The organism is Desulfuromonas sp. TF, assembly GCF_000472285.1.
In the GTDB taxonomy this organism is placed as follows: domain Bacteria; phylum Desulfobacterota; class Desulfuromonadia; order Desulfuromonadales; family ATBO01; genus ATBO01.
This window is the reverse complement of sequence record NZ_KI421413.1, coordinates 382,435-394,547: the sequence shown is the minus strand read 5'-3', so window position 1 is coordinate 394,547 and position 12,113 is coordinate 382,435. Positions and strand designations below refer to the sequence as shown.

Genomic DNA, 12,113 nt, shown 5'->3' with positions numbered 1-12,113 from the left:
GGACAGCGAAACCTCAGGAAAAGAGCTTGAAGGGTTTTTGCTGTCCTCTGTCATCGGTCCTCTGTCATCGTTTTTGAATGTTCTGTCATCCGTCGTCTGTCCTCCGTCATCGCATTTTTTGCCTCCCGTCATACGGTCTCTCGTTTATTGGGCAAAAAATGTTGACACCCCTACGGGAAATAGCGTAAAACCAAACTCATTGTATTTTCTTTTCATTAACTCCCCCCGTCGAAGTTTGGTCTGCCGTTGGCCGGCGGGATTTGCTGGGAGGGTTGGGTGTGGTTGGAGGAGTGGAAGAAGGGAAGAAGCCGCTTTTGTCAGCAGGGTGCTGATGGGAGTGGCTTTTGTGTTTTGGTGATGTGGCGCTGCAAGACCCCTCGTCCTTCCTTATGAGGACATCATCCTGCCCAATCAGACTACTTACGTTGATATTACCCTGAAGCGTTAGGTGGACATGAATGTCTTTAGGTTTGATCGTGCTGATCAGTCGCGGCGGAGATTCAAGAAGGTGAAGCCGGCTGGAGAGACGATAAATGATAGAGGAACGGTTCTTCTCAAGAAGTGAGTCAGGCATGCAATAGGGTGGGCTCCTCCCCATCGCCAAGGGCATGATATGTACGTCAAGAAATTAGCCATGAACTTGGAAAAGGGGCTATTCCTGCTGGTTGCTCTTTTGGGGCTTCCTCATCTGCAGGGGTGTACAAAAAGCTACGCCGCAAACGGTGCTTTCACTAGGGCAGGTCAGGCCTCCTGGGCAGGGGTGCTTTCTGGCGAGATTCCTGTTGCTGAACCAACGGAAAGTGGAAGTGCTTCGATTGAGATGCCTGTCAATTCGCCCGCTCCTGTCTTTGCGGCCCCACTACCCGATGAACTTGTGGCTGGTTCGGGAGCCACTGATTCCTCCTCCTACACCTTTGGTGGAGCGGAAGAGGCAATGCCGACGGCCAGTCTCGCTGAATCGGGCTCTGGGCCAGCTTTAATCTTGTCAGGTGGGTCCGGAGGCCAATCCGTCTCCGAATCAACAGCGGGTTCGTCTTTTCCCTCTTTGGGAACTCGAGAGCCGGGACCTTTTGAAGGCTACCGATTGGCCCTCGGGGCTGACTCGCGACTGACCTTGCCTGGCTCCCCAGGTGAACTTAGAATTTGGATAGGTAGCGCCGATCGAATACCGGATTTGCCCAGCCAGATGGCCAAGACCCAAAAAGTGATTGCGGCGACCGGCAAGAGCGCTATGGTAACGCCCTTCCCACGACATATTAAGTTCGATCCTCCTGAGAGCAAATGTGTTCTGATTGATCCCACTGGAGTGACGGTTCGGTTTAATTTTTATCCTCAAAAGACCGGTACGCTGCGGGTGGGGGCAGACGTGTTGCTATTTTCTAGTAACGATTGCAAGGGGACACCCGTCCCAAAATCGGCCACTGACCTTGAGGTTTCGGTCGAGGTTGCCGACTCGTGGACCCTCGTCAAATTCTATTCGGTTCAGATATGGGAGGCTACCTGGAAGGCAATTCTAGATTTCTGGGGAGGATTGGTTGCAAGTGCGTTGGCCTTGGTTGCTATTTTTTTCAGAAGGAAAATTGCTGGGATTCTTGGTGTGGATTTGAGCAAAAATAGTCCGCCATGAACTGACTTAAGCATACTTCCAGCACGAGCAATAGGTTGCTAGTTTCAAGACCGGGAGACCCAGATCTATGTGGAGTTGTCGTGGGGCGCCGAGCCGGAATCTGTTTGTGTTTCATCGGAGGGATGACGGGGGGCATGTGCGGTTGGCTCGGGAGGGGAAGGGATTGAGAGGGATCAGAAGGGCGGAATGAGGCAATGACAAGTCTACCAGAAACTCAAAATTTCAAGGGAGGAAGCAAGAGATGGACGTCTAGGGGGTCAGGACGTCTAGGGGGTCGGACGTCTAGGGGGTCAAGTCTTTATTCTTGACTTTTTGCCTATTCTCTCTATCCTTTCACGATATTCCTTCCGAAAGGACCCAACCCATGCCCCTCCCACCTCTCGTCAAACAACTCGTCGAAAAGAAGCTCTCCGCCTACTGCCAGAGAAAAATCCCCGCGCACCTGCACAACGAAATCCGCCTCACCTTTAAGTTCCGAGGCAACACCGTCAGCCTCTCTGAAAGCCGCCCCGCCTTCGGCATGCCAGAGAAAGGGGTGGAGATTCCCGTGGCACAGTTCCGCTACGACCCCGCCGACAATCTATGGACCCTCTACTGTTCCGACCGCAATTCCCGATGGCATCCCGACATGGAAATCGACCCGGTGAAGGACTTCGACCGTCTCCTTCAGGAGATCGACCGGGATCCCACCGGCATCTACTGGGGATAGGGGAGGCGAAAATGGCCCGACCGCTGCGCATCGAATACCCCGGCGCCCTCTACCACGTCACCTCCCGCGGCAACCACCGCCAGGACATCTTCGCCAATGAAGAAGACCGGGACCGGTTTCTCGGAATCCTCGCCCACACCGTCCGCCGCCACAACTGGTTCTGCCACGCCTACTGCCTGTTGGACAACCACTATCACCTCGTTATCGAAACTCCCGACGGCAATCTCTCAAGAGGGATGCGGCAGGTGGGGGCAGTCTACACCCAAGCCTACAACCGGCGACACGGCAAGAGCGGGCACCTCTTCCAGGGGCGTTACAAGGCCGTCCTGGTCGAGAGGGAGAGCCATCTGCTGGAGGTGATCCGCTATGTCCTCCTGAATCCGGTACGGGCCGGGGCGACTAAAATGCCGGAGGCCTGGCCTTGGAGCAGCTATCGGGGTATCTGCGGAATTGAGGAGGCGCATTCCTGTCTCAGCGTCGACTGGGTCCTCGGACAATTCGGGCAGGAGAGGAAAGAGGCGGTTCGCCGATTTCGGAATTTCGTCCGCGACGGGATGGAGGCCGGGAATCCTTTCGAAAGAGTGAAGGGGCAGATCGCCCTGGGCGGGGAAGGGTTTCTCCAAGAGCTCGCGCCGCTTCTCGAAGGCAAGGAGGCGATCGTCGAGATTCCGCGGCAACAGCGGATGGCGGGACGGCCGGCGCTCGAGGATCTATTCGCTGGCGTGCGGAGCCGAAAAGAGCGGGACGCCGGGATCATCGAGGCGGTGGAGCGGTGGGGATACAGCCAGAAGGAAGTTGCCGACCGGCTAGGATTGCACTATTCGTCGGTGAGCCGGATCGTCGGCGATAAACTGCGACGACAGAGGACGGAGGACAGAGGACAGCAAAGGCCCTAATCCGTCATCCGTCATCGGTTTTAAAAAATCACCCCACCTCATTGTACTCCCTCTCCCGAAACTCCACGCCCAACTGCTGCGCAACCCTGCGGCATGCTTCCACATCGATCCCCGGGATCGCAACCGCGGTGGCGGTGACCGAGGGGATGTGCTTTTTCGCCTCGGAAAGGAACGCCTTGACCTCCTCGTACCCCTTCTCGCCGAATTTCGACCGGCAGAGCCGCTGGTAGTTCTCCGCGTCCGGGGCGTTCAGCGAGACGGAGACGGCGTCCACCAGCCCTTCGAGCTCCGGCAGGATGTTGCGGCCATGGACCAGGTTGGCCTGGCCGTCGGTGTTGATGCGCACCTTTATCCCTTTCCCTTTGAGCCAGGCGGCGATCTCCCGCACCAGATCGAGGCGGATCAGCGGTTCGCCGTAGCCGCAAAAAACAACTTCTTCGTACCTCGTAGGGTCACCGACCGCTTTTTTTACCTCGTCGATGGTGGGCTCGTGCTCTAGGCGCAAATGATGCCCCTTGACGGTGAAGTCCTTGAATTTCGCGCAGAAGATGCAGGCGTTGGTGCAGCGGTTGGTAATGTTGAGGTAGAGGGAGTTGCGGATCCGGTAGGCGATTTTGGTCGTCTGGTCTGCTTCGCCGATGCCGAAGAGGTTGTAGGCATTCAAGGTGGTGATGCGGGCCACGTCCTCGACGGTGAGCCCTTTGACCTCGGCGATCATTTCGGCCGTATGGCGCACGAATGCGGGCTCGTTGCGCTTGCCCCGGCGGCCCTGAGGCGCCAAGTAGGGGCAGTCGGTCTCCACCAGCATGTGATCGACGGGAATGTTTCGAACCACCTCGCGGACCGCTTCGTTCTTCGGATAGGTGATGGTGCCGGGAAAGGAGATGTGAAAACCGAGTTCGATGCAGGAGCGGGCCATGGCCGTATCGCCGCTGAAACAATGCAGAACCCCGCCGACCGCCGCGGCCTCCTCCTCGCGCAGGATCTGCAGGACTTCGTCGTGCGCCTCCCGGTCATGGACGATGACGGGCAGGCCGACTTCCCGGGCCAGACGGATCTGCCGGCGAAAAGCCAGGCGCTGGATGTCTCGCGGCGAGCGGTCGCGGTAGAAGTCGAGGCCGATCTCACCGACGGCGACGATCTTTCCCTCTTCCTTTATAAGCCTTCTGAGGGTGTCCAGCCCTTCGTCCGTGGCCTGGCCGGCGTCGTGGGGATGGATGCCGACAGAGGCGTAGATCCCGGGATGGATTTTCGCGATCTCGATGCTGCGCCTTGAGCTCTCCAGGTCGCAGCCGACGGTCACCATGTGGCTGACGCCGTTTTCGCGGGCGCGGGTGACGACCTCCTCGATGTCGGCGGCAAACTGGCCGTTGTCGAGATGGGCGTGGGTGTCGATGAGTTTTGGAAGGTATGGCATGAGTCTTTATAGGTAAAAGGTTAAAGGTAAAAGGTTAAAGGTCAGAAGCTTCAGGTTTCTCTTTAACCTTTAACCTTGATCCTTTCTCCTTGATTTTACTCCGCTTCGATCCGGGGGAAGAGGGGGGCGGCCTTGGCGATGGCCGTTCCGGGATGCAGATCGCCCCATCCGTCGTTCCCCTCCAAGGCGAGAGCTTCGGGGTCGCCGCCCAGGGTGGCCATGGTTCTGGCCGCTGTTTCAGGCATGAAGGGGGCTATCAGCAGGGCGATCAGGCGCACCGCCTCGATCAGGTTGTACATGACCGTTCCCAGTCTCTCCCGCCGCTCTTCGTCTTTGGCCAGAGCCCAGGGAGCCGTCTCGTCGATGTACTTGTTGGCGGCGCTGATCAGTTCCCAGATCGTCTGCAGGGCTTTGTTGAAGGCCAGCTCGTTCATCTGGACGTCGACAGTCCGGACGGCGGCGGGGAATCGGTCGATGAATCTGCGGTCGATATCCTCGTCTTCGCCGGGGGCGGGGAGATTTCCATCGAAATACTTGTGGACCATGGCCGTGGAACGGCTCACCAGGTTGCCCAGATCGTTGGCCAGATCCGAGTTGATGCGATGGATCAGGGCTGAGTGGGAGAAGTCGCCGTCGAGGCCGAAGGGGACTTCCCGCAGGAGGAAGTAGCGGATCGCATCGGCGCCGTATTTGTCGATGAGCATGTTCGGTTCGACGACGTTCTGCAGGCTTTTGCTCATTTTCTGCCCCTCCACGGTCCACCATCCATGGGCGAAGACCTTTTTCGGCAGGGGGATGCCGGCCGCGAGCAGGAACGTCGGCCAGTAAACCGTATGGAAGCGCAGGATGTCCTTGCCGATGACGTGGGCGTCGGCGGGCCAGTAGGTCTTGAACTGCCCCTCCGGATCTTCGGGGTATCCGAGGGCGGTGATGTAGTTGGTAAGAGCATCGAACCAGACGTAGATGACATGTTTCTCGTCCCCCGGCACCGGAATCCCCCAGGAGAAGGACGTGCGGGAGATGGAGAGATCGCGCAGCCCTTCACGGACGAAATTGAGGATCTCGTTGCGCCGGCTGCGCGGCTGGATGAATTCGGGGTTCTCCTCGATATGGCGGATCAGCTCTTCCTGATACTTGCTCATGCGGAAGAAGTAGGACTCTTCCTTGAGCTTGTCCGTCGGCCGTCCGCAGTCGGGGCAGCAGCCGTCCATCAGCTGTGTCTCGGTCCAGAAAGTTTCGCAGGGCGTGCAGTACCAGTCCTCGTATTCGCCGAGATAGATGTCCCCCTTGGCCTGGATTATCCGGAAGAGCTGCTGGACGCCCTTGATGTGCCTCTCCTGGGAGGTGCGGATAAAATCTGTATGGGAGATGTCGAGCTTCTCCCACAGGGCCTGGAAGCGCTTCATCACCCGATCGGCAAGCTCCAGAGGAGTCTCCCCCTTGGATTGGGCTGCCTTCTCGACCTTCTGTCCGTGCTCGTCTGTACCGGTCAGGAAGAAGACGTCGAACCCGCGGGATCGCTTGTACCTGGCCAGCGCATCGCAGGCCAGTGTCGTGTAGGCATGGCCGATGTGAGGGACATCGTTCACGTAGTAAATGGGAGTGGTAATGTAGAAACGCTTGTCCATCGGTTCTCTCCTGATGTCATTTCCGCCGCGGGCGACGCCGACGGCGGCTTCTCTTCCGGCCTTCCGTCTGTTCGGCCGATTCCCCCTCAGGCACGCCCTGTTCCGGCGGAGCGGGATCCACGGGTTTTTCGGAGACGGGTCCGGGCGCCGGGGGGGCGGGGCGGCGCTTCGGCCGCTCTCTTTGCGGTGGGACTTCGTCGCTTTTAGATCTTTGCCGTGAAGGAGCTTCGGCAGGCTGAGCAGGCCGGTTTTCCAGTTGGTCGGCCGGGACCTCCATCTTTTTCCCGTCTCCGAGGCGGACGGTCACGGTCTGAGCGAGGACGTTCTGATCGACGATTTCCCCTTCGCCCCCTTCCACCTGGACCTTGCGGCCGCACTTGGGAAGGCATTTCTTCATGGAGCAATAGGTCTCGAATTCGTAACTCAGGCAGCACAGCAGCCGGCCGCACTGGCCGGAGATCTTATTGGGGTTCAGAGCCAGCCCCTGCTCCTTGGCCATCTTGACCGAGACGGGGGTGAACTCGGTGAGAAAGGTGCAGCAGCACAATTCACGGCCGCAGATGCCGATTCCTCCGGTAAGTTTGGCCTCGTCCCGTACGCCGATCTGGCGCATCTCGATGCGGGTATGGAAGTGGTGAGCCAGATCTTTGACCAATTCGCGAAAATCGACCCGTCCGTCGGCGGTGAAATAGAAAATGATCTTTGAGCCGTCGAAGAGGTATTCGGCCCGGACCAGCTTCATGTCCATTTTCCGCTCCTGAACGCGTAGCTGACAGAAGCGGAAGGCCTCGCTTTCCCTTGCGGCGTTGGTGCGTGCCAAGGCCCTATCCTCGTCTGAGGCGATTCGAATGATGTTCTTAATACCTTCCGGAGCATCCGTGCGGGGGATCTCCCGGGGGGGCACGACCACCTTTCCGAGAGCCCGTCCCCTGTCGGTCTCCACGATCACTTCCGTACCGCGGTTGAGTTCCAGGTTCTGGGCGTTGAAATCGTATTGCTTTCCGGCATCCCGGAATTTTATCGAAACTATGCGAATCATTCAACTTATCCTTATAAACCGTTTTCTAAGCGGCGAGCCGCATCAGGAGAACTTCCATGGCCAACTGGCGGTTGACGTTCCGGTCGAGCTGGCGACGGCCGGCGGCGACGGCATCGAGTTTGCGCAGCAGGGAAGGGACGGTCTCCCTGGCTCCGATGCGGTGTATTTTTTCCAAGAGATCGACATTCACCAGTTCCGATTCCGGACGGCCGTGCCGGAACAGGAGCAGATCACGGTAGAATGCCTGGAAAATCTCCAGGATCTCCGGCAGTCGTTCTTTGTCCTCCGCCAGTTCCTGGGCCAGCTCGAAGAGGGGGACGATGCTGCCGGAAGACAGGGCGGTGAGCGATTTCAAAACCTCCCGCCGGCGATCCAGGTAAAGTTCCCGGTCTTTTCCGAGAGCCTTTTTAAAGCTTCCCTCGGAGAGGGCGGCCAGGATATGCCCCTGGGTTTCATCCACACCCAGACGAGCGAGGAGAACGTTCTTGAGCTGCTCCCGCGGCAGGCGGGCGAAGGGAAGCCGCTGACAGCGGGAGCGGATGGTGCCGAGCACTCCTTCGGGGCGCGGCGTGAGGAGGATCAGAAGGGCGGCTCCCGTCGGCTCTTCCAGCGTCTTGAGCAGGGCGTTGCCGGCCGCCGGGTTCATTTTTTCCGCTCCGTCGATGAGGCAGACCTTTTTGGGCGCCTCCAGGGGACGGTAGGAGAGCTCTTTCTGAATCCCGCGGATCTGTTCAATCTTGATCGAGGCGCCCTCGGCCTCCAGAAGGTGAAGATCGGGATGATTGTGGTGATCCACCTTCCGGCAGGCGCTGCAGTTTCCGCACCCGCTGCCCTCGAGGCAGAACACGGCACGGACCAGGGCGAGGGCCATGAGGCGCTTGCCGATTCCTTCGGCTCCTTCGAAGAGATAGGCATGGGCCAGGCGGTTGGCGGCGACGGCTCTTCTGAGAATGTCCTTCTGCCGTTCGTGTCCGAGGATCTGAGCGAAAGTCACGCCCGCTCCTTTTGAAGGAGAAATTCAGCCACGGTCATCTCGACCCGTGCAGCCACTTCGGCCACCGTCCCCCGCGCATCGATGATACGAAAGCGCTCTTCGCGGGCGGCCGCCTCAAGGTATCCGGCGCGGACTCGGCGGTGAAAATCGAGGGACTCCTGCTCGAAGCGGTCTTCATTGAACTCCGGCAGGGATTCATTTCGGAGACATGCCCGGCGCAGCCCTTCTTCAGGGGGAAAATCGAGGAGAAGGGTGAGATCCGGAACGACATCTTCTGCCGCCAGTCGGTTGAGCTGTGCGATCAGCTCGCGGTCGAGACGGCGCCCGTATCCCTGATAGGCGACGGTGGCGTCGGTAAAGCGGTCGCAGAGTACCGCCTTGCCCTCCGTCAGGGCCGGAGAAATGACCTCGAACACATGTTGAGCACGGGCCGCGGCATAGAGGAGCAACTCCGTCCTGGGCGCCATGCGGCTGTTTGCGGAATCCAGGAGAATGCTTCTTATGGCGTCGGCGATGGGACAGCCTCCCGGCTCCCTGGTGGCGAGAACCTGTAGACCCCGCGCCCGAAGACTTTCGGCGAGCAGGCGAATCTGAGTGGTCTTGCCGCACCCCTCGATCCCCTCGAAGGTAATGAAAAGAGACATATACACCAATCTTTTAAGGTAAATCATCGTATTATAGGAATGCACAGGGGAAGAATCAAGGGAAAAGCTGGAAACAGGCACGGCAATCGTTGATAACAGCAGACCATTACTGTATAATCAGCCACAATTTTCAACGGACCCGCATCTGGTGCGGGTCCGTGCACGGAGAACCTTTTGCCGCGACGAACCTGCGAGGAAGCTCTCGAAGAGAAAATCGGGTACCGCTTCAGCGATACCGCCCTGCTTCGGGAATCCCTCACGCATAAATCATTCAGCAACGAGCAGCCAGGCCGGGATGTTCCCCACAACGAACGTCTGGAGTTCCTCGGGGACGCCGTTCTCGACCTGGTGGTCAGCCACGCCCTTTTTCGAGCCTTTCCCGACCTTGCAGAGGGTGAACTGACCCGGATCAGGGCCGAGGTGGTCAGCGAGAAGGGGCTTGCGGCAATCGGCCGACAGCTCGGCCTGGGTGCTTCCTTGAGACTCGGCCGCGGCGAAGACCGCAGCGGTGGACGGGAAAAAGACAGCTTGGTTGCCGATGCGCTGGAGGCGATTTTGGGCGCCGTCTTCTGCGATGGAGGCTTCGAAAGCGCCCGCCGGATCATTGAAGCTCTCTGCATCGCCGAGATCGAACGTTCAGCACGGCGCAAAGCCGGCATCGATTACAAGACCAGGCTGCAGGAACTGCTGCAGGCCCGCCAGGGGCGACCCCCCACATATGCTCTGACCCTGACCGAGGGTCCCGACCACCAGCGGGTCTATACCGTCGAGGTCTGCTCCGAGGGCGAAACCATCGGATGCGGCAGGGGAAGGACCAAAAAGGCTGCCGAGCAGGAGGCCGCCCAAGAGGCTCTGGCTAGGCTGGAAAACTGATCCGTGCGTCTCTATCCCTTCTTCATACCCCATGCCGGCTGTCCTCATCGCTGCCGCTTCTGCCAGCAGCAGCGCACCTCGGGCCAAGGGAAAGCGCCGGCCCCAGAGGAAGTGGCCCGGACCCTCGAAGATATTCTGCCGGAATCGGGAGGGGGAGAGGTGGCTTTCTACGGCGGGACGTTTACGCTTCTGCCTGAAGAGGCCCAGCAGGCCTATCTTGGAGCCGCGGCCCCCTTCATCCGGAATGGGCGCGTCGACGGTATCCGGATATCAACACGCCCCGACGCCCTGTCACAGCCTGCCGTGGAGCATCTCCGCCTGTCGGGTGTGCGCACCGTGGAAATCGGCTGCCAGTCCTTCTCGCCCGATGTTCTGCGTCGTTCGGGTCGCGGGCACGGGGCTCGAGAGATCGGCGAGGCGGTCGACCGGCTCAGAAACGCCGGATTGGCGGTGGGGTTGCAGTTGATGCCGGGGCTTCCCGGCAGCAGCCGGGAGGAGGCCCTCGATTCGCTGGAGCAGGCTCTGGCCCTGCGGCCGGATTTTCTCCGCATCTATCCGACGGTGGTCCTGCGTGGAACGGCGCTGGAGGAAGATTTTCATGCCGGCCACTATCGACCCCTTGGCCTGGAGGAGGCGGTCGATTTGTGCGCCGAGATGCTGTGGCGTTGCCGTCACAATACCGTACCGGTGATCCGCCTGGGATTGCAGGGGACGCCTGAGCTGGAGACAGGACAGGCCTGGGTGGCCGGCCCCTGGCATCCGGCCTTCGGTCAACTGATCCGCTCCCGTCTTTGGCGGCGGGGGCTCGAGCGGGGAGGCGAGGCGACCGGATCCAGGCGGGCAGAGGTCCATCCGGCCGACTTCTCCGACGCACGGGGCCATGGGCGGTTCAACCTCGAATATCTGCGACAGCGCTTCGGAGAATTTATTATCTCTTCCAACCGCCTTGTCCCCAGGGAGCATATGGCTTTCGGGGGACAGTGCTTTACCTTGACCGACTTATCCGGTTATGAAGGACAGAACCATTGAATAAGACCGACAGCACTTTCCGTTCGGGTTTCGTCTCCATCGTCGGGAGACCGAACGTGGGGAAATCGACCCTGCTCAACACGGTTCTGGGGCAGAAGATCGCCATCACCTCCGGCAAGCCCCAGACGACCCGCAACCGGATTCTCGGCATCCACAGCCTCCCGGACGGGCAGATCCTTTTTCTCGACACTCCGGGGATTCACAAGGCCCGGGGGCGGCTCAACAAATACATGGTCGACCAGGCGCTGTCCGCCTGTTCCGATGTCGATCTCATTCTGCTGCTGGTGGAGGCCACGGCGCCCCCCGGAGGCGGAGACGAATTTATTATGGAACTCCTCTCCCGCAGTGAAACGCCGGTCTTTCTGGTCATCAACAAGGTCGACATGGTGCCCCGGGAGAAGCTCCTGCCCCTCATCGGAACCTATGCCGGCAAATTCCCTTTCCGCGAGATCTTTCCCCTCTCCGCCCAGACGGGCGAGGGGGTCGACGATCTGCTCGCCTCCATACGCAACTCTCTCCCGGAGGGCCCGCGCTACTATCCCGAGGAGATGGTCACCGATCTGCCGGAGCGCTTCATCGCCGCCGAAATGATCCGCGAGCAGGTCCTGAAGCAGACCCGAGAGGAGGTCCCCTATGGGGTGGCGGTTACAGTGGAGAGTTTTGTCGAGAAGGAGGAAAAGAATCTGGTCGTCATCAGCGCTGTGATCCATGTCGAGCGGGACACCCACAAGAGCATCATCCTGGGTAAAGGAGGGGCAATGATCCGCGCTATCGGCAAGTCGGCCCGCCTGGAGATCGAGCGCTTTCTCGGCAGCCGGGTTTTCCTGGAAATCTTCGTCAAGGTGGAAAAGAACTGGACCGAATCGGGACGTCTGCTCAAGGAGTTCGGGTACGATTGAAGCTGTAAGCTGCAAGCTATAAGCTGTAAGCTGTAAGCGACAAACTATAAATTATAAAAACCTTTAAGCGTAAAGATAGCGAAAATAATCATGATTCCAGTCGTCGCCATCGTCGGCCGGCCCAATGTCGGCAAATCGACTCTTTTCAACCGTATTCTCGGGCAGCGCAAGGCTATCGTCGAGGATTTTCCCGGCGTCACCCGCGACCGCAACTACGCCGAGGTGACTCGTTATGCCGTTCCCTTCACCCTGATCGACACCGGCGGCTTCGAGCCCGTGAGCGAGGAGAGGCTGCTGACCCAGATGCGGGAGCAGTCCCAACTGGCAGTGGAGGAAGCCGATGTCATCCTCTTCGTCC

The 12,113-nt window shown here is 59.3% G+C and carries 12 protein-coding genes; 7 read left to right on the top strand and 5 right to left on the bottom strand.

Annotated features, from left to right (window positions below):
- Nucleotides 1-613: 613 nt before the first annotated feature.
- From DTF_RS26390 to DTF_RS0104410, 3 genes are all read left to right on the top strand, one after another.
- On the top strand, nucleotides 614-1,627 hold the full coding sequence (locus DTF_RS26390) for a hypothetical protein (protein WP_155890712.1): 1,014 nt from the start codon (nucleotides 614-616) through the stop codon (nucleotides 1,625-1,627).
- A gap of 364 nt (nucleotides 1,628-1,991) precedes the next feature.
- Nucleotides 1,992-2,336 (top strand): DUF3024 domain-containing protein, encoded by a 345-nt coding sequence (locus DTF_RS21865; protein ID WP_035055615.1) that lies wholly within the window; start codon nucleotides 1,992-1,994, stop codon nucleotides 2,334-2,336.
- Between the two features lie 11 nt (nucleotides 2,337-2,347).
- Nucleotides 2,348-3,232 (top strand): transposase, encoded by an 885-nt coding sequence (locus DTF_RS0104410; RefSeq protein ID WP_027714335.1) that lies wholly within the window; start codon nucleotides 2,348-2,350, stop codon nucleotides 3,230-3,232.
- A gap of 28 nt (nucleotides 3,233-3,260) precedes the next feature.
- On the opposite strand, the gene DTF_RS0104405 is transcribed toward DTF_RS0104410, so the two are convergent.
- The 5 genes from DTF_RS0104405 to tmk all read right to left on the bottom strand — a co-directional run bounded on the left by DTF_RS0104405 (nucleotide 3,261) and on the right by tmk (nucleotide 8,954).
- A complete protein-coding gene (locus tag DTF_RS0104405; RefSeq protein ID WP_027714334.1) occupies nucleotides 3,261-4,649 on the bottom strand; it encodes a TatD family hydrolase in 1,389 nt (462 codons plus the stop codon).
- A 95-nt stretch (nucleotides 4,650-4,744) separates the two neighbouring features.
- A complete protein-coding gene (gene metG / locus DTF_RS0104400) occupies nucleotides 4,745-6,277 on the bottom strand; it encodes a methionine--tRNA ligase (protein WP_027714333.1) in 1,533 nt (510 codons plus the stop codon).
- A 16-nt stretch (nucleotides 6,278-6,293) separates the two neighbouring features.
- Nucleotides 6,294-7,316: a stage 0 sporulation family protein gene (locus DTF_RS0104395; RefSeq protein WP_027714332.1), complete on the bottom strand. Its 1,023-nt coding sequence runs from the start codon at nucleotides 7,314-7,316 to the stop codon at nucleotides 6,294-6,296.
- 25 nt (nucleotides 7,317-7,341) lie between these two features.
- Entirely contained in the window at nucleotides 7,342-8,310 is a 969-nt protein-coding gene (holB, locus tag DTF_RS0104390; protein ID WP_027714331.1) for a DNA polymerase III subunit delta', read from the bottom strand.
- On the bottom strand, nucleotides 8,307-8,954 hold the full coding sequence (gene tmk, locus DTF_RS0104385; RefSeq protein WP_027714330.1) for a dTMP kinase: 648 nt from the start codon (nucleotides 8,952-8,954) through the stop codon (nucleotides 8,307-8,309). The genes holB and tmk overlap by 4 nt, the downstream gene beginning before the upstream one ends.
- Before the next feature lie 174 nt (nucleotides 8,955-9,128).
- Between tmk and rnc the strand changes: the two genes are divergently transcribed.
- The 4 genes from rnc to DTF_RS27045 form a co-directional block, all read left to right on the top strand.
- The gene (gene rnc, locus DTF_RS0104380) at nucleotides 9,129-9,827 is read left to right on the top strand and encodes a ribonuclease III (RefSeq protein WP_027714329.1); all 699 of its coding nucleotides are present in this window, start codon (nucleotides 9,129-9,131) and stop codon (nucleotides 9,825-9,827) included.
- A gap of 3 nt (nucleotides 9,828-9,830) precedes the next feature.
- On the top strand, nucleotides 9,831-10,856 hold the full coding sequence (locus DTF_RS21860) for an elongator complex protein 3 (protein WP_051360892.1): 1,026 nt from the start codon (nucleotides 9,831-9,833) through the stop codon (nucleotides 10,854-10,856).
- The gene (gene era / locus DTF_RS0104370; RefSeq protein ID WP_027714328.1) at nucleotides 10,853-11,755 is read left to right on the top strand and encodes a GTPase Era; all 903 of its coding nucleotides are present in this window, start codon (nucleotides 10,853-10,855) and stop codon (nucleotides 11,753-11,755) included. The genes DTF_RS21860 and era overlap by 4 nt, the downstream gene beginning before the upstream one ends.
- Nucleotides 11,756-11,845: 90 nt before the next feature.
- Nucleotides 11,846-12,113, top strand: a 268-nt coding sequence (locus tag DTF_RS27045; RefSeq protein ID WP_035055612.1) for a GTPase, incomplete at its 3' end; no start/stop codon positions are given.

Bases quoted from the DNA above. Each gene is read 5' to 3' on its own strand.
- DTF_RS26390 (WP_155890712.1), top strand. From the start codon at position 614: ATGTACGTCAAGAAATTAGCCATGAACTTGGAAAAGGGGCTATTCCTG.
- DTF_RS21865 (WP_035055615.1), top strand. From the start codon at position 1,992: ATGCCCCTCCCACCTCTCGTCAAACAACTCGTCGAAAAGAAGCTCTCC.
- DTF_RS0104410 (WP_027714335.1), top strand. From the start codon at position 2,348: ATGGCCCGACCGCTGCGCATCGAATACCCCGGCGCCCTCTACCACGTC.
- DTF_RS0104405 (WP_027714334.1), bottom strand. From the start codon at position 4,649: ATGCCATACCTTCCAAAACTCATCGACACCCACGCCCATCTCGACAAC.
- metG (WP_027714333.1), bottom strand. From the start codon at position 6,277: ATGGACAAGCGTTTCTACATTACCACTCCCATTTACTACGTGAACGAT.
- DTF_RS0104395 (WP_027714332.1), bottom strand. From the start codon at position 7,316: ATGATTCGCATAGTTTCGATAAAATTCCGGGATGCCGGAAAGCAATAC.
- tmk (WP_027714330.1), bottom strand. From the start codon at position 8,954: ATGTCTCTTTTCATTACCTTCGAGGGGATCGAGGGGTGCGGCAAGACC.